The 22,208-nt window shown below is 52.2% G+C and carries 13 protein-coding genes; all 13 read right to left on the bottom strand.

What is annotated here, in order from left to right; genetic code table 11:
• Positions 1-254 precede the first annotated feature (254 nt).
• Positions 255-1,016 carry a 3'(2'),5'-bisphosphate nucleotidase CysQ gene (gene cysQ, locus ACT3T6_RS15895; protein WP_193054196.1) on the bottom strand — a complete coding sequence of 254 codons (762 nt, stop codon included), beginning with the start codon at positions 1,014-1,016 and terminating at the stop codon, positions 255-257.
• A gap of 240 nt (positions 1,017-1,256) precedes the next feature.
• Complete coding sequence (locus ACT3T6_RS15900; RefSeq protein ID WP_193054197.1) at positions 1,257-2,111, bottom strand: UTP--glucose-1-phosphate uridylyltransferase; 855 nt, start codon at positions 2,109-2,111, stop codon at positions 1,257-1,259.
• A 55-nt stretch (positions 2,112-2,166) separates the two neighbouring features.
• Positions 2,167-3,738 carry a phosphoglucomutase (alpha-D-glucose-1,6-bisphosphate-dependent) gene (gene pgm / locus ACT3T6_RS15905; RefSeq protein WP_193054198.1) on the bottom strand — a complete coding sequence of 524 codons (1,572 nt, stop codon included), beginning with the start codon at positions 3,736-3,738 and terminating at the stop codon, positions 2,167-2,169.
• A 607-nt stretch (positions 3,739-4,345) separates the two neighbouring features.
• Positions 4,346-5,512: a nucleotide sugar dehydrogenase gene (locus tag ACT3T6_RS15910; RefSeq protein WP_193054934.1), complete on the bottom strand. Its 1,167-nt coding sequence runs from the start codon at positions 5,510-5,512 to the stop codon at positions 4,346-4,348.
• Between the two features lie 93 nt (positions 5,513-5,605).
• On the bottom strand, positions 5,606-6,664 hold the full coding sequence (locus ACT3T6_RS15915; protein WP_193054933.1) for a glycosyltransferase: 1,059 nt from the start codon (positions 6,662-6,664) through the stop codon (positions 5,606-5,608).
• A 321-nt stretch (positions 6,665-6,985) separates the two neighbouring features.
• Positions 6,986-9,175 carry a glycosyltransferase family 2 protein gene (locus tag ACT3T6_RS15920; RefSeq protein WP_226913652.1) on the bottom strand — a complete coding sequence of 730 codons (2,190 nt, stop codon included), beginning with the start codon at positions 9,173-9,175 and terminating at the stop codon, positions 6,986-6,988.
• A gap of 140 nt (positions 9,176-9,315) precedes the next feature.
• Positions 9,316-10,728 (bottom strand): alginate O-acetyltransferase AlgX-related protein, encoded by a 1,413-nt coding sequence (locus tag ACT3T6_RS15925; RefSeq protein ID WP_193054931.1) that lies wholly within the window; start codon positions 10,726-10,728, stop codon positions 9,316-9,318.
• A 127-nt stretch (positions 10,729-10,855) separates the two neighbouring features.
• On the bottom strand, positions 10,856-13,222 hold the full coding sequence (locus ACT3T6_RS15930; RefSeq protein ID WP_193054930.1) for a glycosyltransferase family 2 protein: 2,367 nt from the start codon (positions 13,220-13,222) through the stop codon (positions 10,856-10,858).
• A gap of 2 nt (positions 13,223-13,224) precedes the next feature.
• Complete coding sequence (locus tag ACT3T6_RS15935) at positions 13,225-15,696, bottom strand: hypothetical protein (RefSeq protein ID WP_444625958.1); 2,472 nt, start codon at positions 15,694-15,696, stop codon at positions 13,225-13,227.
• A gap of 43 nt (positions 15,697-15,739) precedes the next feature.
• Positions 15,740-17,374 (bottom strand): glycosyltransferase family 2 protein, encoded by a 1,635-nt coding sequence (locus ACT3T6_RS15940; protein WP_226913650.1) that lies wholly within the window; start codon positions 17,372-17,374, stop codon positions 15,740-15,742.
• A gap of 77 nt (positions 17,375-17,451) precedes the next feature.
• A complete protein-coding gene (glmM, locus tag ACT3T6_RS15945; protein WP_193054928.1) occupies positions 17,452-18,795 on the bottom strand; it encodes a phosphoglucosamine mutase in 1,344 nt (447 codons plus the stop codon).
• Between the two features lie 243 nt (positions 18,796-19,038).
• Positions 19,039-20,892, bottom strand: coding sequence for a glutamine--fructose-6-phosphate transaminase (isomerizing) (glmS, locus tag ACT3T6_RS15950; RefSeq protein ID WP_193054927.1), 1,854 nt, complete (start codon positions 20,890-20,892; stop codon positions 19,039-19,041).
• 364 nt (positions 20,893-21,256) lie between these two features.
• The gene (locus tag ACT3T6_RS15955; RefSeq protein WP_193054926.1) at positions 21,257-21,982 is read right to left on the bottom strand and encodes a class I SAM-dependent methyltransferase; all 726 of its coding nucleotides are present in this window, start codon (positions 21,980-21,982) and stop codon (positions 21,257-21,259) included.
• Positions 21,983-22,208: the final 226 nt, after the last annotated feature.

The following is a 22,208-nucleotide window of genomic DNA, read 5'->3' on the forward strand; positions in this document are numbered from 1 at the left end:
CGCAGGCGAGGAACGAGCCTGCGGCACCCGCGAAAGGCGGCGCCAGCCGCCCGGATGTGCCGCCCAAGCCCAGGACCACACCCAATACCGGCAGCGCGGTGCGCTGCTTTGCGGGTGCGCTTCGCTTACACCGCACTACGATTGAAGCTCTCCGCACCGATATGCGCAGAATCGTAGCGCGCGGTAACAAATGCCGCGCCCGATGGCTAAACCACGCCTCTATGCATCATTTACGCGGTGGTGGCATTTTTCCGTTAATGCCCCCAAACAACAAAATCCGGGTTGAGGGTTTCGTTGGGGTTGGCATAACAAAGCGGGGTGCCGTCCAGGGTTACTACTCGTCCACCCGCTTGTTCGACGACCGCTTGCGCGGCGGCGGTGTCCCATAGGCTGGTGGGGCCGAGGCGTGGATATACATCGGCACTGCCTTCGGCGATGATGCCAAATTTCAACGAGCTGCCCATGGGCCTTGTCTCGTGGGGGCCTAGCTGTTTTAACCAATCTTCCAAATAGGGGCTGGCATGGGAACGGCTCCCCATTACGCGCCACGGGGTACCTTCTTTTGGCCTACCGGAAACATGAATAGCGACTCGCTGCCCGTACTTATCAATCTTAAACGCCCCCACGCCGCTAGCTGCGATATACGCCACGTTGAATACCGGTGCCAGCACAACGCCCAATACAGGCTTGCCGTTCTCGATGAGGGCGATATTCACCGTGAACTCATCATTACGCTTTACAAACTCTTTCGTGCCATCCAACGGGTCCACCAGCCAGTAGCGCCCGCTGGCATCCGGCCCGGTGAACGTCTCGCCCCCTTCTTCGGAAAGAATGGGGATCCCCTCTGGAAGCGCTTTCAGCTTGTCTAAAATAATCTGGTTTGCCGCGTTATCGGCGGCGGTAACGGGGCTGTTATCCGCTTTAATCGCTACATCGAACGGTTGAGCGTAAACACGTAAAATAGCATCGCCCGCCTCACGAGCAATCGCACATACTTCTGTTAACAATTCATTCATACCGCCCCCTTGTCTGCTACATCGTTTTAACCCGCACCCTTGGCTTTGTACGAAAACTGCTTGCGCTCGACCATACGGCGTTAAAAATCAGCTCAAAATACTCATTTACCCATGTAAACTCCGTTTTTTCGCTGATTTTTGCCTGGTCTGGCCTTCGCTCAGCGACTTTTCGTACAAACCCTAAAACGTAAAAGCCGCCAAAAATGGCGGCTTACGATGCAAACATATATACGTGCTAACTTACAGGTTATAGCCCGCTTCACGGGCAAGCGTGTTATTCGCTTGCAGCCAGCCTTCAATATGGCCGCAATCGAAGGTGCGCCCTTTCATTCGGAACGCCTGGACCTGCTGACCTTCCTGCATTAAGCGATCAATGGCGTCAGTCAACTGAATTTCATTACCAGCGCCAGGCGGCTGGTCGCGTAAAAGCTCCATAACCCGATACGGCAGAATATACCGGCCAATGACCGACAACCGTGAAGGCGCGTCTTCGGGCTTGGGTTTCTCGACCACGCCGCGCATATCCGCGCTTTCACCGGCGCTGGGCTCATCACAGTCAACAATACCATAACGATAAACATCTTCCTGAGGCACGGCTTCCACCATAATTTGCGCGGCGCTGCTGGCGTCCCAAAGCGCCACCATACGCCCCAAATCACAGGTATTACTGCTTGGCTGGGGCTTTACCAACACATCCGGAAGGATAACCGCAAACGGCTCATCGTTACCCAGTAAATGCGCAGCACAAAAAACTGCATGCCCCAAGCCCTTAGCATTTGCCTGGCGCACGCTGGTAATTTTAAGCTCTGGCGGGGCAATGGCTGCAAGCGTTGCCAGCAATGCATCTTTCCCCTTACTGGCCAGTGCGTCCTCAAGCTCAACATGGGCATCAAAGTGGTCTTCAATCGCCGATTTACCTGAACGTGTCACCAGGATAATTTCATTAATACCAGCTGCCAATGCTTCCTCTATAACGTGCTGAATTAAGGGGCGATCCACAACAGGCACCATTTCCTTGGGGATGGCCTTACTAATGGGCAACAACCGCGTACCAAAACCGGCGACGGGAATAATCGCTTTGCGCACCTGGGTCATTACTGATTTCCTTGTTTCATTTCGTAACGGGCGCCACCTGCTGGCGGGTAACGCGCTATAAAATAGCCGAAAGCAACGCCCTGGCGCTTTCAATCAACTCATCCAAATGCTCAGGGCCTTTGAAGCTTTCAGCATATACCTTGTAGAGCGATTCTGTGCCGCTGGGGCGTGCAGCGAACCAGCCATTTTCGGTGGTCACCTTGATACCTCCAATGCTCGCCCCATTACCGGGCGCTGTCACCAGCACAGCGGTAATCGCCTCTCCTGCCAGTGTTTGTGCCGTCACGCTCTCACTGTTCAGCTTTTTGAAAGCCGCTTTTTCTTCAGGCGTGCAAGCAGTATCGACCCGTTTATAGCAAGGCTCGCCGAAGCGCTGTGTCAACTCGCGGTAGTAAACGCTTGGCGTCTTTCCGGTAACGGCCAAGATCTCCGCTGCCAGCAAGCACAGCGCAATACCGTCTTTATCGGTTGACCACGCTGCCCCATCGCGGGTTAACAGGCTGGCGCCAGCACTTTCTTCGCCACCAAAGGCCAACCACCCTTTATGCAGGCCTTCGACAAACCACTTAAATCCAACCGGTACTTCATAAAGCTCACGATTATGCGATGCCACCACCCGGTCGATCATGGAAGATGATACCAGCGTCTTACCAATCTTTAGCGACGCCGCCCACTCAGGCCGATGCGTCATCAGGTAATCAATACACACCGCTAAAAAGTGGTTCGGGTTCATCAAGCCATTGGCATCCACAATACCGTGGCGGTCGGCATCCGGGTCGTTGCCAAAGGCGATATCGAAGCGGTCTTTCACCGTTAACAGATTCGCCATCGCCGCCGAGCTTGAACAATCCATACGGGTTTTACCGTCGTGGTCGGGCGGCATAAACGCAAAGGACGCATCCACCTGAGTATTGACTACCTCCAGTGTCAGCGCATAGTGCTTTGCAACCGCCTGCCATACGGGCAGCGCAGTGCCGCCCATCGGGTCGGCTCCCAAGCGCAGGCCTGCCCGCTGAATGGCCTTCATGTCGATAACGCTGTTCAGGCTTGCCACATAATGAGCGGTAAAATCGTACTCTTGCGCATGGGCAAGTGCTTCTTCTAGAGAAACAAGCGGCACATCGTCCAGTTCGCGCAGCAAGTACGCGTTGGCACGTAACTCAATCCACGATGTCACGTCGGTATCGGCCGGACCACCGTGGGCGGGGTTGTACTTAATACCACCATCTTCAGGCGGATTATGCGACGGCGTAATAATCAAACCGTCGGCCAACGCTGCGTTGGACGCGTTGTGTTGCAAAATGGCGTGGCTAACCAACGGCGTCGCGGTATAGCCGTGGCCTTTTTCAACCAATACCGGTACGTCGTTAGCCACCAATACCTGCAGTGCACACTCCCAGGCTGGCCTGGAAAGCGCGTGGGTATCGAAGCCTAGAAACAGCGGGCCCTGGTAGCCTGCCTCACGCCGAAAATCCACCACGGCTTGAGTAATAGCAACAATATGAGCAGCGTTAAAGGTACGCTCACCTGCGCGGCCACGGTGGCCAGAAGTACCAAAGGCGACGCGTTCTTTGGCAACATTGGCATCGGGCATTTCGTCAAAAAATGCATTTATAATCGCTTCCATACAAACATCTTCCTAATCAGCTTAATCGTTGCTCTGCCGAGCCTGCCAAACGTGACGGCCTGTTGCTGGTCACTGATATATTGTGAGGCGCTAGCCTGCGGCACCCGCGAGAGGCGGTGCCAGAGCCGCCCGTGCATGGGCACCCAACGTCAACCCCGGCAGCGCTGTGCGCTGCTTTTGCGCCGGGCCGCCGCTGCGGGTGCGCTTCGCTTACCGCGCACTACATGAACCACTCCGCACCGATATAGCAAATCGTAGCGCGTGGTAACGCGGGCGAGGAACGAGCCTGCGGCACCCGCGAGAGGCGGTGCCAGCCGCCTAGGCATGGCAACCAACTCCAACCCCGGGCAGCGCGGTGCGCTGCTTTTGCGGGTGCGCTTCGCTTACCGCGCACTACACTACTCCGCATCGATATAGCAAATCGTAGCGCGTGGTAACGCGGGCGAGGAACGAGCCTGCGGCACCCGCGAAAGGCGGCGCCAGCCGCCCGGATGTGCCACCTTGGCCTACCCCGGCAGCGCGGTGCGCTGCTTTGCGCCGGGCCGCCGCTACGGGTGCGCTTCGCTTACCGCACACTACGGTTGAACCAACTCCGTATGATATACGCTTAATCACTACCAAACAGGTCGCGGGTATATACCTTGGCTTCCACATCCTGAAGCTCTGGCACCATGCGATTTGCTAAAATAATATCGCACTTCTCTTTAAACGCCGCTAAATCACGCATAACGGTTGAACCGAAGAACTTATCTTCTTCTAATACCGGTTCATAAACGACCACTTCTATACCTTTCGCCTTAATACGCTTCATTACGCCCTGCATGGCACTGGCGCGAAAGTTATCCGATCCTGTTTTCATAATCAGACGATACACGCCAACCACAGAAGGGTTACGACGCAGTACCGACTCTGCAATAAAATCCTTACGCGTACGGTTGGCATCTACAATGGCCTGAACCATGTTACTCGGTACATCGGCGTAGTTCGCTAGCAGTTGCTTGGTATCCTTGGGCAGGCAGTAACCGCCGTAGCCAAAGCTTGGATTGTTGTAGTGGGTGCCAATACGTGGGTCCAAGCCAACGCCCTGAATAATCTGTTTAGTATTCAGCCCCTGGGATTCTGCGTAGCTGTCCAGCTCATTAAAGTACGCTACCCGCATGGCGAGGTAGGTATTGGCAAACAACTTGATTGCTTCGGCTTCCGTGCTATTAGTCAGTAATACTTCAATATGTTCAGCCGCCGCCCCTTGCTTTAAAAGCGCAGCAAAGGTTTCGCCACGCTCGGAACACTCGCCCACAATAATGCGGGAAGGGTGCAAGTTGTCATAAAGCGCTTTGCCTTCGCGCAAAAACTCCGGCGAAAAAATAAGGTTTTGCGTATTAAAGCGTGCCGAGGCCCCCTTGGTGTAGCCCACGGGCACCGTGGACTTAATCACCATTACCGCCTGGGGATTAATACGCATCACCTGCTCAATCACCGCTTCAACACTTTGCGTATTAAAATAATTGGTTTGCGGGTCGTAATCGGTAGGGGTAGCGATAATGACAAATTGCGCATCCGCATAGGCCTGCTCGGCAACCAGCGTGGCTGAAAAACGCAGATCGTCCCGCTGCAAGAACGCTGTTATTTCAGCGTCTTCAATCGGAGAGTGGCGATTATTCAGCAACTCAACCTTTTCAGGCACAATATCCACCGCGACCACGTCGTGGTGCTGTGCTAACAGCATGGCATTGGAAAGCCCCACATAGCCCGTACCGGCAACGGCAATTTTCATTTTTAGTTACTTCCTAAAGCTGAATAAAAAAACGTACGAGTTAGTTTATCAAAACCATTGGTCCTTTCCCCTGCAAGCAAGGACTAAACTCCGTCAGCTCAAACGCCCTTGCCGTAACCGCCAAAATGCTGCCGCTATTTGCGGATCACCCATGGCAAATGCATCCCGCGCTGCTTGAGCCGCCATCCTGGCGGTTTCTTCGGGATTATCAAGCAGCTGTATTAAACCTGCCTGCCACGCCTTAGGCGCGTCGTCTACCAGCAAGCCATTCTCTCCATGGCGGACGATCTCAGTATAGGGATAGCGGTTTGAGTAAATACCCACGCCCCCCATCGCGGTAATATCCAAGAACTTGATGAACGACTTACCCTGGTTAAACGGTGTTTCCAAAAGAGGTGCTACGCCAATATGTAACCGACAGCTTGCCTGGTAGGACCGAAACGCCTGCCAGGGCAATGGGTCGGGTGTTTTAACGCGTGGCAAACCCGCCAGTTGGGCGGGCGTGTGTTTACCCAGCATTATTTCAAGTTGGGTATCTGACCTGCCCTGTTGAACCGCCGTTAATGCAGGCGCTATATACAGCAGATCCGTAAGATGGGCACGCGTACCGTGAAAACCAATCTTCCACGGCGCCTGCGCTGAGGGCGGTAGCCTAAAATGCTCAAGGTTCGGCAATGAAGCAATCAATGGCGGTGTTAATACCGAAACGTGGCCATGCTGGGCAACAAAAAGCTGCGCGAGCTGTTCGCTGCAAGCCACCACTTCATCGCTTAACATCAACAAACGTGGCTGAAGGTGGACAATGCGCCCCATACGCTGGCGATAGGCAGCAGGTAGCGTTGGGTCGTTGGCTGCAGCGGCAATATCGTCATCAATCAAATAGACGATATAGCCAAAAGAATTGCGATGACGTTCCAACCAACGTAACCAGCCAGGCGATAATGAGCGGCAAAGTAGCAGGTTCGCACCCGCGTAGCGCTTTAAAAACGTTCGCCCATGGACAAGTGCAGCGCCCAATGAGCGCGAAGCCGTTACCCGATTAATCGTTGCCCCTTGTTGGCGTAAAGCAGGCGCGGCTGATTCCAGAAAATAGATATCTTCCGTAGGTCTACCGCCATCGCTAAGCACCACCCAGCGTGCCTCACTGTTCACTGTTACGCCTCTTTTTCTCGCCCTAATGGTTGTTGGGAGGTTTAGCTCTGGCAGCGCGGTGCGCTGCTTTGCGCCGGGCCGCCGCTGCGGGTGCGCTTCGCTTACGCACTATATGAACCACTTCACATCGATACAGCAAATCGTAGCGCGTGGTAACGCAGGCGAGGAACGAGCCTGCGGCACCCGCGAAAGGCGGCGCCAGCCGCCTATGCATTGGCAACCAACCCTGGCCGCGCGGTGCGCTGCTTTGCGCCGGGCCGTCGATGTACGCTGAACCCAGGCTAATTGTTCATCGCCTACTATTTCTCACTTACGATCTTGTTAACGTAACGAGAAATCTTCGTGCACCAAGGTTAAATTTGGGTTATAGGCAGGGTCGCTGTCGAGCAGTTCGCCCCACGCGTTGCGCATATAGGCATACTCACTTAGCCATCTTGCGCGTTTCTCAGGCGTATCATCTGCACCGCGTGAGACCGACTCGTGATGATAGAGCGCCGCGTAGGGGGTCCAAAGATTGCGGTAACCCGCTTCTCGTACCTTAATGCATAAATCAACGTCGTTGTAAGCCACGGCCAAGTCTGTCTCGTTCAGGCCATTCACTTCATCAAAGACTGATTTACGCACCAACAAACAGGCAGCAGTAACGGCTGAAAGATTTTGAATTACCTTGAGCCGCCCCATATAACCGTCTTCGTCACGTTGGAAGAAACGGTGCGCATGGCCAGCCAAGCCCCCTAACCCCAAAATTACCCCACCGTGTTGAACCGTATCATTAGGATAATAAAGCTTGGCGCCGACACAACCAATTTCAGGGCGTGACACCTGTTCGACCATTTCGGTTAACCAGGTGCCTTCCATGGGTTCGATATCGTTGTTGATTAATCCAATGATGCTGCCTTTCGCGTTAGCAGCACCAAAGTTATTAATGGCCGAATAGTTAAACGAATGGTTCCAGTGCAGCACCTTAACCCGTGAATCCCGGGCTTCCACACCTTTCAGGTAGGCCAGCGTCTCAGCACAGCTACTCTGGTTATCAAGAATCAGGAGTTCAAAATGGGAGTAGTCGGTACGCTCTAATATTGCATTAACACAGGGGCGAAGAATATTCACACCATCGCGAGTGGGCACCAATAGAGTCACTAAAGGCTTGGGCTCAGGCATTGGCCAACGTACCCGCTGAGTACTCGGCAATAAGCCATGGGTTACGCGAACGCCCTCTTGCTGTTGATCAAGGTGCTCCTTTACTAGCGGTACATAATTGCCTTCAGCATCACCTTGCAACCCGTGATAGGCAACATGGGGGACGTGGGCAAGCGATGTGAATGTAAAGTCGTCCCGACGCGTAAAACTCAAAAATTGCGCGTAATCCAGCCAGTCAGGGTTATTTGCATTCTTTCCGCACTCCTCATTCGAGAGTCTTGGAAAATAATCTCTTCGAAAGCAGACAGCACGCCCCATGTAGGGCATCGAAAGTAAAAGATCGGGGTTAAAATCTGGCTTGAAGCGCGGCGAGTGGCGCACGCCTTGCTCATCCAGGCTATCCTCGTCGGCAACCAGAATGTGAGCATCCGGATGACGCTCCTGGATGTTAGCGGCGTGATAAAGGGCATGTTCCGCCAAGCGATCGCCAGGGCGTAAAAACCATACCCAGGTATGCTCAGAGTATGAAAGTGCCTCAAGGCGCTGTGCCGCCACACTCTGAGCACAGCTTTCCACAACATTGAGAAAGGTAAGCTCATGCTGCCACTCATCAAGCCACTCTTTCAAATCCTGGTGCTCTTCAGGCGAAAGCAATAGTACCACTTGGCGCGGACCAAGCGACTGCTCGGCTAGGCTCGCCAGGCTTTCATTCAAACGGGCTTTAAATAATGCCGTCTCTTTCTGTAATCCTCCACTTACCAGCAGTACGCTGCATGCGAAGTCGCCTTTCGCGTGTAGGTCATGACTATCTGGCGTACGGCGCTGTTCAATCGACCTAATCCATTTTTGATAATGATGCTTGATAGACATATTAAGGAAGGTACTGTCGTAATCTTCCAGCGCGATGACTTGCCATTTGCGGCTTTGAGTGCGCGCCTGCTGCTTCAAACTTTTCATGACATCGTGCAACGGCAGGTCACGATAGTGGCGGTGCATACTCGACAAGCGCTGCAATAGCCGACTATAAGCAAAATGGGGAGTTAGCCACACGAATTTCAACGACTGAATCGCAAACTGCCCCACGGATCCCATCGGCGCAAAGGTGACGCGTCTCACGCCCCACGGCACATACACCAGTCGCTTAATAGCTTTACCATTGCGAAGAGGGAACGTATACACAACCTGACGACGAGAAGATTCCAGCGTTAACGTGGCTACGGCCCTACCACCACTGCATTCGCTAGCAATTTCAATCATATTCCAGCCGGGCCAAGGCAGATTCCCCTCTAACTGAAAAAGCGGCTCCTTGCCTTGAGAGCGCCAGCTTTTGGCGTCGTCACCTGGCTCAAGTTGCTGCAAAGGAACCATCATTTTTGGACAACGATGGTGAAGCGCCCAAACAGGAGCGTGCCGAAAGGAAGTTGTATTCATGAAACTCGCGAGTTATTCGATCAAAATAAAGCAGGCATGTTAACAGCCTCCCCGCTAATCAACATCACAGGAAGCAAGATTTACAGACTCACCCATGGTGAGATTCCCAATGCCGTTACCATTGCGTCATCTGCGGTCACCAGCACTTGGCGCTTGGCGACTACCTCTTGCTCTTCCTCAGTAAGGCGCTCACGCTTTTCCGCTATCAAAGTGGTTAAGGATTGCTTTACCTTGGGCACCTGCACTACAAAACGCGCATTGGTCTGCACGACTAGATAATCTGGCTTAACGGCGGCCACCAACTCAGGGTCCAGGCTTCCCGCACTATGCACAAACACCACACGCTTAAACAGCCGACTCACGTAGTTAAACATCGAATAGCTGGATGAAGAACCAAATATCAAGCAAGTACCCGGCATCAACGCCTTTCCATTGGCAAGCACTACCAGGCGTCCAAAGTTGGGCAGGCCATTATCAAAACAGCGGTATTGATGATAATTAAACGTGCGCAGCGAGCTGATACGGCAGGTTCGTTCGGGTTTTAGCTTACTGCCCAAATCACCGGTCAAGGAAAGCTCATCATACTCATCATCGACAAAGGTGTTCTCCACCGCCCGATCATCAAGCCCAAGCGCCGCTGCCAGCACCTTGGACGCCGCCATGGCGCCCCGCTGCGTCCAATGCGTATCCGTCTGAATAAATGCGTCATCACCTAGTGCCATTAATGCCTGCACGGGATAAACCAGTACCTGGGCTTCCGGCAGCGCTAACAGTTGTTGAATGGGCCCGCCTGCGCCTTCCGCGCAAGGGTGATACCGAGGCCCCATCACGCTCTCCTTGGCAGGCGCTACCAGCACTGCAGAGGCTGCTCCATGCTTTTCAGCAAGCGCATAGAAGTCTTTAAAATAACGCTGCCAACCTTTGACTCCTTCATCGGTAAGCAGTAAACATCCCCGGTACTGGTCAACGCTGCCGTTGGTATCGTTATCCAGAAATAGCCAGTTCGCTTTACCTTTAAGTACTTTCAAGGGTGCGACTTCAGCACCGGCTGAATCCGGCAATTCGGGCATACTCACTATGGGCAACGGTATACGTTCACCGTTGACACATAATTCCAGCGTACAGGAAGTCAGTTGACGCGGAACAGTAAAGCGAAATCCACAGCGTAATTGAGGGTGTTTAGTAGGGTCTTCCCCAAGTACGGTTTCAATAACGTCGGGGCGCTCCAGGCTCAACGGATGGCAAAGTTCAAATACCGAGTTCCAGCGAGCAATGACTCTTACATCTTCCATGGATTTCGAAAGCGAAGAGGGAAGTAACACCCAGCCCTGCACTACCCAGCCGTTTTGATTCAGCCAAGGTGGGCGTTCAAGCGATGGATAATCCAGATGCCATCGCAGGCCTTGGTTAACCACCCGCTGCCCCCGATGACTGATGACTATTTTTTTCACCTGCTGCAGCCAGTGATTAGACGCTGTACGTAGGCTTTTCACATCGAAGTTTCCATCATAACCTTACGCCACGGCGATACTCGGTAAGAATTGTATAAAATGAGTCGAGCTGCATCTCGTGAAGTGCAGCTTGCCTGAACAACAAATTTCAGCAGTGCTTCTGGAAACGTTATATATCCCAAGGAGCATCAACGAAGTCCAGCCTCATTTTATTAGCGGGGTCCCAGCGATTTTTCTTGAACATGATATCGAACTCGCTCTCTTTCTTACCCGCCAGCTCATCAGTGGATTTTTGCAACTTGTGATAAATCAACGCATCGCTGACGTGGTAGATTCTGAGACCGAGGATATGGCGTACAACATCGCAATAAATACGGTCTGACCGGTAGTGGCGTCCGTACTGAGCATCCAGATCGCCAGCTTCGCGATACACGTGGCGGGGGATATACACGCAGAAAAACGGCGCAAAGGTAATTTCCAGCGTGCGACCATCGTGGAAGAGTGGCACGTAGTGAACGTTAGCGTGATGTTTTGAAATATTCACGTCGCATGGGTAGGTGGCATCGGCATACGGCACGTGATCATTCAGTGTTTTAGTGCCGCCCAACAGCACCTGCTGGGGCACTACCAAGCCACACTCAGGCAAGCTGTAAGCTGCATGCTGCATAGCCTCAAACGCGCCAGGGGTTACTAGCGAATCGTTATTGAGTAGTACGATGTCATGGTCGGCTTTCGCCGCATGAATGCCCAGATTAACCGCGTAGGTAAAACCAAAGTTCGCATCGTTGAAAACCGCTTTGATACGCCCGCCGTCACTCTCCTGGCGGATGAACTCGCATACCGCTGGCGAGGAGTTATTATCCACCACGATGATCTCAAGTGAGGCGCCTAAGTTCAGCGCGTAGAGGCTTTCCAAGCACTCTTTTAAATCATCTTTGGATTCATAACTTGGGATGACTACCGACACGCCCCGCTCAAGCGAAGAGGCTACTCTGAGGTCGGCCGGCTTGGCCGCATAAGTTGGACCGGTTTTATCGCGCACCGCATCCACAAAATGCTCGAAAGAGGTATTAGCGGTAAGCGTATTGGTCGCCTTGCCCATGTAATAGTGCGTGAGTATGACCGGCACCGAATAGAGCGAAGCATGAAGAAGATAGCGGCGTACCAGGTCCCAATCCACATAACGCGGCAGTGCTTCATCAAAGCCGCCCAAGCGCTGCCATGCCTTGCGCGTATGCACAAAGGTATTTAAATCAATGTAATTACGATTAAACGCCAGCGATCGATTCAGTGGGCCAAACACAACGCTCGATGGCTCTTCGCTATCTGCATGATAACGGTATAATCCCGAATACAACGCTTCCGCATTCGGCAGTGCCTGAAACGCACCCACCATGGCAGCCACGTAACGCGTATCCCAGCGGTTGTCAGAATCCAAGTACATGATGTACTCGCCCTGAGCCGCCTCCAAGCCTTTATTACGCGCAGCGGATACTCCGCCGTTCTGGTTCAGTAGCACTGCTTTTACGCCGGGGTTTTCACTCGCGCGGTGTTCGCACCACTTGGCCGTTCCATCCTGGCTACCATCATCCACCAGGATAAGCTCTATATTGGGGTATGACTGCCCCAGTACCGAGTCTACCGCCAGTTTGATCGTATCCATGCGATTGAAGCACGGCATGATGACTGAAACCAGCGCAGGGCTGGCTAGCTGCTCTGAACGCCTGACCAGGCTGCCTGCAACGTTCTCCATCGCGGCAAGGCTGCGCTTGTCCTCTTCACGAAAAGGCCTGGGTAAAAACGGGTCTACCAAACTATGGGCCAGGTAGCCTGAAAAATCCGTATAGTTTCGCTGGGATTGCCATATAGCACTTGCCTGAGCAACCTTCTGTCCAGAGGCCTGATCAATCAGCTCTATCTGGTGTTTCTGGCCATTCATCAGTTCTACAGGGGGGTACATCTCAAAAGAGTGGCGCCCCTGATGAATACCATTAGCCGCCAGATCAGCACGGTAATGGCTGGCGGGAGCGGTTAGCAGCTCTTGACCATTAACCCGAATAACGGCGGTACGGGTTTCATTGCTCAACCGGTTTGCTAACCAACCCCGTATTGCCGTGCCGCCTTGGGCAATATTCAAGTCGCCTGCAAGCTTAAGCGTAGCGGAAGGCTTAGCAACCTCAGCTGTAGCCGCCCTTGCATTAACTGGCGCCGGGGGCGTAGCAGGTTCAGCCGCTGCGGTTTTCGCCACAACATTCGATGCTTTAGCGCCAGAACATCCCTTGCGCCCTTCCGCTTTGCCATACGTCAAGTAGTGTACTAGCGGGTCTTCCCCGCTTGCTTGAACATCGGGGTAAGTCTGGCGATAAAATTCAGGGTCAAAGTTTGGCCCTGGGCAACGCCCTAGAACCCACCCATAGTTTACAAAATGGTCCAGCGGAGAAAGCTGGCTCAAGGCAGCATCCGGGTAGCGCTGCACATACCAGTTTTCATCAAATAAGCCCGAATTCAGTAGCAGTCCATGCTTAGTCGTACTCATTGTTACCCCTTCACGCTACGTTGTTCTTTCTCGCCAAACTTGAGATAGTGCACCAGCGGGTTGATACCGCTCTCCACTACATCCGGGTTATGAGTTAAGTAGTACGCTGAATCGAACTCTGGGCTGGGGTTGCGACCTTCAAAACCGCCCATCAGCAGATAGTGGCGGGCCGGGCTGGCCGACATTTTAGGGTCTGAAGCAATATCCGGGTACTGTGCTAAATACCATTTGGCATCAAACCACTGGCTGGCTTCAATCAACGACACCTGACGCTTAATCGCGCGTTTCGTTAATGCAGGCGCCTTGGCAACAGAAACACCAGTGCCTTCAGCTGCCGGGGATTTAGCTACTTGGCTCATACGCAACGCTTCAAGCTGCTCAACAAGATGTGCCAGCTCATGCGTTTGACGCTCTATCTCGCGGCGCTGCTGCGCTTGGGCTTCTCTGCTGGACTTAGCTTCTGCTTCAAGCTTCTGCTTAGAGATCTTTGCATCTGCTTCAAGTTCCTGTCTAGCCACTTTAGTGCTTTCAAGTTCGCGCTCCAACTGCTTACGCTGGGCTTCGTTTTTCTCCAGCAGATCAGTGAGTACGGCCAGCTCCTTGAAGCGCTCGTCCACACTGTGAAGCGCATCTTTCAACTGCGCTGATAGTGCGTCTTCACTCGCCTTTTTTTGCTGAGCCATCTGTTTCTCGGCCTCAGCACGGTTTTCAAGCTTCTGCTTAGAGCTCTTTGCCTCTGCTTCAAGCTTCTGCTTAGAGCTCTTTGCCTCTGCTTCAAGCTTCTGCTTAGAGATCTTTGCATCTGCTTCAAGTTTCTGTCTAGCCACTTTAGTGCTTTCAAGTTCGCGCTCCAACTGCTTACGCTGGGCTTCGTTTTTCTCCAGCAGGTCAGTGAGTACGGCCAGCTCCTTGAAGCGCTCGTCCACACTGTGAAGCGCATCTTTCAACTGCGCGGATAATGCGTCTTCACTCGCCTTTTTTTGCTGAGCCAACTGTTTCTCGGCCTCAGCACGGTTTTTTTCGCCCTCAATGATACGCTGTTCAGCCTCCTGAAGCTTGCGGGTCAATTGACCCAGTTCGTTAAAGCGTGCCTCAAGTGAAGACTCAGCTTGCTGCAATTTGGTATCAAGCTCAGCGCGCTCTTCGCGAGCACTTTGCAAACTCTGCTCATTGGCTTCAAGCAGATTGGTCAGCTTGGCCAACTCGCTAAAGCGCGTTTCTACTATCTGTTTGGTTTCATTAACTTCATTGTTAAGCGCCTGTTCGCTACTCTTCAGTGATTCGACCTGCGCCTGCGCCTCAGTAAGAGCATGCTCGGTTTTCTCAAGCTTACCGGTTAGCTGGGTGTGTTCTGTACGCGCTGTTTCAAGCGCGTTGTTCTTTTCTTCCAACTGCTTCTGGGCCTGGTTCAGCGTCTGCTCACTTACCTTGGCGGCTTGAGCATGTTCGCGTGCCTCAGCCGCGTGGCGTTCGCCCTGTTCGCGCTGGCGCATCAATTCATTTTTCAACTCAGCGTTGAACTCCTCAAGAGAGCTAACCCGCTCGGCCAACCGGCCACGCTCCTGGGCAAAACGCGCCTCCTGCTGTTCCAAGCGTTCCTTGAGTTTGATGCGCTCATCATGCGCTTGGCGCAGTTGCTCTGCCTGCTGGGCTACCTGCCGCTCCGCTTCCGCCAGGCTGCCTGCCTGCTCGCTTACCCGAGTTTCCAGCGTTTGAAATAGAGCCTGTTGCTGACGAACCGTCACCTTATCCTGGCAACTGCGGCCAAGACGTGCGAACACGTCCTGCACTACCTGAGTAGAGGCATTGGATTCCAGGGCGCCTAACAGGTTGTTAACCAGATGGGGCAACTCGTTACCCACGGCAATCACACCCAACCCACCGGCATGATGAAATACGAAATGCGGGTAACGATTTTTAATGGACTCAAAGGCACGGAATACAAAGCACCCCGGCTCGCGGCGGGCAATACCCGGCACTACCACTACACCTTGAGAGGAGAGCCGCGACAACCAGCGGTCTAACAGGTAATCGACACTATTGTCATCAGGACTTATATGCAGCAGCAACAGATCAATCGAGCCTTCATCAAACTGCTCGATCGCCCGAGTTGGGTTGGTTTGAAGCCATTGGCTGATGGCTGAAAAGTGATCGGACGCATAAGCGTGAATCTCATTCGCCGCTTTTTCGTCTACGTCCTCACCCACCATGTAGCAGCGTGTACCCAAGCGAAGGCGCGAAGCCGCTTGGCAAACCGCAAAGTGAGCTACATCATCCACCCCCAGCCCTACTACCTGCTGTGGCCTTAATGCCTCCACCAACCAGAACAGGAACGGCAAATGCTCCAGCCAGGAAGAGGGTTCGCGATAATCAGGCTGCCAGAACATTGACCCTTGGGCCAAGGTATTAATAGAGGGCTTAATAGCGAGTTCCGTGGCGGCGTGCGGTGCTACCTGGTGTTGTTGCTGGCTCACAATGAATTCCTGACAGGTAATAGATTAACAATAGAATACCAGCTTAACCGGGCAAGTTGGCAGCTGGTGCAGGGAAAGGACGTGCTTCGGGGTTAGCCGAAAGATACAGATCACCTGGCTGTTTGGCTCTAGCATGCCATTGGGCTGCGGCTTGTATATAGTCAAAGCGCACCCCTTTAAACTGGGTAACCAAATGTGTAGGCCCTGCCTGACTGAGCGAGTCCTGTTGATCGCGGCAAAATGATAGTGGCACCTGTTTGAAAACCTCACCGAATGCCTTGGCCCCATAAGCTGCTCGAATACGGTTCAAATACTCCGTATCAGCGGTACAGCGTACGTTATCCCAGAAACCAAGCGTTTCGATAACAGAGCGCCGCAGCATGAGCGATGAGGTATTGCGATAGACCCATCCATCTTTCTCTTCAATTCTCCACCGACCAAAGCGCAAATTATCCCTGCAGCGAACCATATCAGAACAACAAGCCATCCAATGCTTGTTGTTATTGAGTCCTTCCAACTGCACCTCAATTTTCTGCGGGTGAGACCAATCATCGCTATCGTGAATGGTAATATATTCACCATTTGCTTCCTTTAACCCAAGGTTACGCGCGGCATAAGCACCTTGATTGCGCCGCTGACGGAGTAGCTTGAAACGCGTATCGTCTTGGCAGAACTGTTCAGCAATGGCAACCGATACATCTGTTGATGCGTCATCCACCATGATGACCTCAATAGCCGTATGCGTTTGATTCGCTAGGCTGCGTAAAGCTGTTTCCAAATGCTTTTCAGCATTAAATACCGGTACGATTACCGAAACTAATAACGGTTTCTCCAAAGAACTTGCTTGGGCAAGCTCGGGCTGTGCAGGTACGGTTAGGTTATCAAGAGAGAGCGGCTGGGTAGGATCAAGCAGGGCAAGAGGTATAAGCGCGTTACGCTTATACATGGCGTTGATATGGGAAAGGCGCAGCTGTTCGTTAAACTGCCGATGCTTAGCCGAGGGTACGGAAGTGCCGGTTAACTCGTCTTCAAGCATGGCCTGCTGTGTTAATAGCAGGTTAGCCATCGCTAGATAGGTGTCCTGGTAGTCAGAATAACGTGTCTGTAACGCTTCAAGCCGTGCATATGCCTCTAACAGTAAGCCTTGACGAGTAAGCGCCTCGATCTCCAGAAGATAAGTAGCGGGAGTATCGGGTTTTCGCTCGGCCAAATCATAGCGCCCTTTCAGAAATTTGGCACAGCCCGCCCAATCCCCTTGCCAAGCATACCAACGCGCCAATGCCCAGGCAGCATAGCTGGCTTCCCACGCATCCGTATGCCTAGTCAACATTTCCAGCTGGGTGAGTGCTTTTTCTTTTTGTTCAAGCTGCCACAGTAGTTCTTCATAGCGTTGGGCGCTTAACTCTAGTGGCCAGCGGCCCTCTTTCTCACCATTCCGGATAAAGTGTAACAGCGGGCTGACTCCCGCTCTGGCGACATCCTGATAGCGTTTTAAATAAAATCCTGCATCAAAACGAGGCCCAGCCCAACGGCTCCAGCTTTCGCCAAATGTAAGGTAATGTGCTTCTGCCGAAAGCCCAGACACCTCGACATCTGGATACTGAGCCAAGTACCACTGCGCATCAAACCACGGACTCTGTTCAAGGCATGCAATATCTTGCGGTTTCAAAGATAGCAACGGCAGCGTCTCCGTAAGATTTTTATACTAAACAGTCGTGTTTACACATTTAACTCACAGCAGGTTTTCAAACTCAGCTAGGCGTCGTTTAACGACCGAGCAATTTGCTGAGCATACCGTTCAGCATTCTCAGAATCTACCGCTTCAACCATTACACGGATCAATGGCTCTGTACCCGATTTACGTAACAGTACACGGCCAGTTTGCCCAAGCTGTTGTTCCACTTCGGCCACCGTTTTCTTGACCAAGGGGGCAGCTAATGGGTCTTCGTCACCGCTTGGCGTAAAACGTACGTTAATCAGCGTTTGTGGCAGTTTTTGCATACCCTGCTTGGCCTCAAACAGGGTTACTTGCTGCTGCAGTAAACAGGTAATTACGCGCAGCGATGCAATGATAGCATCGCCGGTGGATGCGTGGTCCAGGCTCAGTAAATGGCCTGAACCTTCCCCGCCCAAGCGCCAGCCGGTTTCTTTTAGCTGCGCTATTACATAGCGGTCCCCCACCTTGGCCCGAGTGAAGGGAACCCCCATAGCGGCAAGCGCCTGTTCCAAGCCAAGGTTACTCATCTGGGTGCCCACTACACCGCCGCTGTAGCCTGCGGCCTTGGCATCTTTGGCCAGCAGGTAAAGTAACTCATCACCATCTACTACGGTGCCGGTATGGTCTACCATCATCAGGCGGTCGGCATCGCCATCCAGCGCGATGCCCATGTCCGCCTCGTTCTCCAATACCGCTGCCCGCAGGCTTTGCATGGAGGTAGCGCCACAGCTGGCATTGATATTTACGCCGTTGGGCTTATCGTGAATGCTGATTAGCTCTGCACCCAGCTCACGGTATACGGCGGGTGCTACCTTGTAGGCGGCGCCATTGGCGCTATCCACCACAATTTTCAAACCGTTCAAGCTTAGCGCGCCCGGCAAGGTGGCCTTGCAATACTCAGTATAACGGCCAGCGGCATCATCTATGCGGCGGGCTTTACCCAGTTTGTCGGATTCCACACACGTCATGCCGCCTTCAATAGCCACCTGTAACCAGCGTTCAATTTCCTGCTCTTGGGCATCGGTTAGCTTGTTGCCGCCCTGAGCGAATATCTTGATGCCGTTATCGTAAAACGGATTGTGCGAAGCGCTGATGACCACCCCGGCATCCGCCCGAAAGGTAGAGGTTAAATAGGCAACGCCCGGCGTGGGCAGCGGGCCAACCAGGGCCACGTTAACGCCCGCTGCTGAAAAGCCTGCTTCCAGTGCCGACTCCAGCATGTAACCACTGGCGCGCGTATCCTTACCAATCAGAACTTCTTTCACGCCTTCCGCGCCTAATACCTGACCGGCAGCCCAACCCAGCTTCATGGCAAAGTCAGGTGTCATAGGAAACTCACCCACGCGACCGCGTACGCCGTCCGTGCCGAAATATTGTCGCATTTTGGATTACCTAAATGATGAATCGTGAATCGGAAAAGAATAAAGCGTGGCCTGCATGCATTTACAATGAATGAATGCACACTTCGTAGCGCGCGGTAACGCAGGCGAGGAACGAGCCTGCGGCACCCGCGAAAGGCGGCTGACAAGACGCCCCAGCCGCCCATCATGACGCTCTACAAAACCGCATTACGTTGGCAGCACACTGCACTGCCGCCTACTGCACACAGATACTGGCGGCGAGCACTACTCAACCGTCACACTCTTGGCCAAATTACGCGGCTTATCAACATCCGTCCCTTTCACCAATGCCACATGGTACGAGAGCAACTGAAGCGCTACCACATGCAACACCGGCGAAAGCAGCCCATAATGTTCCGGCATCATCAGCACGTTAACGCCTTCGGATGGCCTCACAGCACTATCACCATCGGCAAATACATACAGCTGGCCACCACGAGCGCTAACCTCTTGCATGTTGGCCTTCAACTTCTCCAGCATTTCATCGTTAGGCGCGACCACTACCACCGGCATTTCCGCATCAACCAGCGCCAACGGGCCGTGCTTTAGCTCGCCCGCCGGGTAGGCTTCCGCATGAATGTAGGAGATTTCTTTCAGCTTCAACGCGCCTTCTAGCGCAATGGGGTAATGCCGCCCACGGCCTAAAAACAGCGCGTGCTGCTTATCAGCAAACTGCTTTGCCCAGGCTTCAATGCTAGGCTCCAACGCCAACACCTTATCGACCGCGATAGGTAGATGGCGCAGTTCATCCAGATAGTTTTTTTCGTCTTCCTCACTCAAACGCTGGTTCGCTTTGGCCAGCAGAAGCGTCAGCAAGAACAGCGCGCTTAACTGTGTGGTAAACGCCTTGGTAGACGCCACACCAATTTCAGGCCCAGCACGGGTAATAAAACGCAATGCGGTTTCCCGAACAATGGCGGATTCGGGCACGTTACAAATGGCCAGCGTATGGGTATGCCCCAATGATTTGGCATGGTGCAGGGCCGCCAGCGTATCCGCTGTTTCACCGGATTGGGAAATAACCACGATAAGTTGCCTGGGGTTAGCAACACTCTGCCGGTAGCGATATTCGCTGGCAATTTCCACGTTACAGGGGATGCCCGCCACCTGCTCAATCCAGTACTTGGCGGTCATCCCCGCATAGCTTGAAGTGCCGCACGCCAGGATCAGCACTGAATCCACCTGTTCAAACACGGCCTGGGCCTCAGCACCAAAAATACCCGGTTGCAACTGCCCTGCCCCGCTGATCATTTCCAGTGTGTTACCCAGCGCCTGGGGCTGCTCGAAGATTTCTTTCTGCATGTAGTGGTTACAATCGCCCAGCTCCACGGCATCAGCATTCAAGGTTGAAGTAACCACGTCACGCTGTGCGGGCTGGCCGATGCGGTCCACCAGGGTAATGGAATCACGCGTTAAACGCGCTACATCGCCATTTTCTAGGTACAGCATTTGCTTGGTAACGGCAAGCAGGGCCGATACATCCGAGGCGGCGTAGTGGCCATCTTCAGCAATGCCCAGCATCAGCGGCGAGCCTTCACGCGCCACCACCATGCAATCCGGCTCATCTTCGCTAATCACAGCCAGAGCAAACGCCCCTTTCAAATGCACCACGGCGTACTGCACGGCAGAAAACAGATTTTCCGCCGGTTCGCCAATCTGGCCTTTAAAGCAGGCTTGAATAAGATGGGCAATGGTTTCCGTATCAGTATCGGAGGTAAATTCATACCCTAGGCCCTGCAACTGCTCACGCAAGGCTTCGTAGTTTTCGATAATGCCGTTATGCACAACCGCCAAGCCTGCAGAAATATGCGGGTGAGCATTACGCTCGGCGGGTACACCGTGGGTGGCCCAACGGGTGTGGGCAATGCCTACGTTACCCTGCATGCCTGCATCGGCTACTTTAGACTCCAGTTCTGCCACGCGCCCTTTTGCACGAGCACGCTGCAAGCTATTAGCACTATCAACAGGCAATAAGGCCAAACCTGCCGAATCGTAACCGCGATACTCTAGAGTAGATAACCCTTCGAGTAAGAATTTCGTACATTCCTTTGCGCTGATCGCGCCAACAATTCCGCACATAATAATTCCGTTAGCTAAAATTATGTTCAGCAAATATACAACAACAAGCATAACAATGTGTTGTGCCACTTTGTTTTCGTATATCTCATGAAACTAATATAGAAGATTCTGAGGTGTCACATACTGATGATCACTCTATAGCTTGTTAAACACACGCGCTTTGGCTTAGCCAACCTATATCGAAGACTATCTTGTACATAGAGGTCAATATAAGACATAGAAAATTAAAATTTTCGATTATTAGAATTGATTTTATATACTTCAATCACTATATTTCAAATTCATAAAAAACGTCAGAAATTATATAACATACATCTAATCATAAACTTGAAAACAGCATCCAGCATATAAAATCAATAACAGATTACTGCAATATACCTAAGCCTTTTTCCAAAGCCAACAGCTCAAAAGTAAAACCATACTCCTCTGCCCAACTCTGACAGATTATCTTTTCTTCCCTGCGTGAGGCATCATCCATCCAAATTTGTACATCATCACCAAGCTGATTCTCTAGGGCCAGTAATGCAGGGTATCTAGCGTACTGGCATGTTGCTGCTGGCGGACCATCCACTACTATTAATGAAACACTTTGAATATCTGCTAATAGTTGTTTTTGATACCATAGCGAAGGCTTTTCATCTATTCTTGTATTGATATGTTTACCCTTCCAAGCGACTAGATCACCAGTACGAATATCAACCCATGAGCTTAAGTTTTCTGACAGCAAAAAACTTATAGTTTGATTAGCATAAAATTGAGAATGCTCCATTGATATAAGACACCCAACACCATTTTGCCTCAATGCATCTGCAATAACCACTGTAGACGCGCCACTGCCAAACTCCACTACATTATAAGGCCTAGCACTTAAAATACAGGAGTGAAGTTTTAACAAGAAATCTGGAGAAGCAGCCCAGCCTCTTAAAGGTGGTAGTGGGCCTTTCAAGCTTAACTGTTTCTGCAACCAAATAAGGCTCTCAACCTGTGTATAATTATTCTCCAAAAGAGCCTTCTGCTCTTTCTGCATTTCGATCTGGCGTCTTGATAACGCTTGTAGCAGCGCGATAACATCTTTGTAATTATCTTTCATAACTTCCCACAAGATTAAAAGCTAAAAGCACCAAGACACAAACTTAAACTTCATTTTTTTGACGACATCTTAGCCACCAATGGGGAAGAATAAACTAACCTTTTCTTCATCGCATAGCGATCATTCCATCCATCTTTTTTGTCTCTAAAACTATGACTATCAATATTTAAGAATGAAAATCCATCAAGCGATGGCTCCTTACGACAAGGAATAGGCAAGTATTCAT

The organism is Halomonas sp. 72, from assembly GCF_052379785.1.
Classification (GTDB): domain Bacteria; phylum Pseudomonadota; class Gammaproteobacteria; order Pseudomonadales; family Halomonadaceae; genus Vreelandella; species Vreelandella citrativorans.

Coding starts and splice junctions, on each gene's coding strand:
- ACT3T6_RS15910 (WP_193054934.1), bottom strand. CDS start 5,512: ATGAAAATTGCCGTTGCCGGTACGGGCTATGTGGGGCTTTCCAATGCC.
- glmM (WP_193054928.1), bottom strand. CDS start 18,795: ATGCGACAATATTTCGGCACGGACGGCGTACGCGGTCGCGTGGGTGAG.
- ACT3T6_RS15930 (WP_193054930.1), bottom strand. CDS start 13,222: ATGAGTACGACTAAGCATGGACTGCTACTGAATTCGGGCTTATTTGAT.
- glmS (WP_193054927.1), bottom strand. CDS start 20,892: ATGTGCGGAATTGTTGGCGCGATCAGCGCAAAGGAATGTACGAAATTC.
- cysQ (WP_193054196.1), bottom strand. CDS start 1,016: ATGAATGAATTGTTAACAGAAGTATGTGCGATTGCTCGTGAGGCGGGC.
- pgm (WP_193054198.1), bottom strand. CDS start 3,738: ATGGAAGCGATTATAAATGCATTTTTTGACGAAATGCCCGATGCCAAT.
- ACT3T6_RS15920 (WP_226913652.1), bottom strand. CDS start 9,175: ATGATGGTTCCTTTGCAGCAACTTGAGCCAGGTGACGACGCCAAAAGC.
- ACT3T6_RS15900 (WP_193054197.1), bottom strand. CDS start 2,111: ATGACCCAGGTGCGCAAAGCGATTATTCCCGTCGCCGGTTTTGGTACG.
- ACT3T6_RS15955 (WP_193054926.1), bottom strand. CDS start 21,982: ATGAAAGATAATTACAAAGATGTTATCGCGCTGCTACAAGCGTTATCA.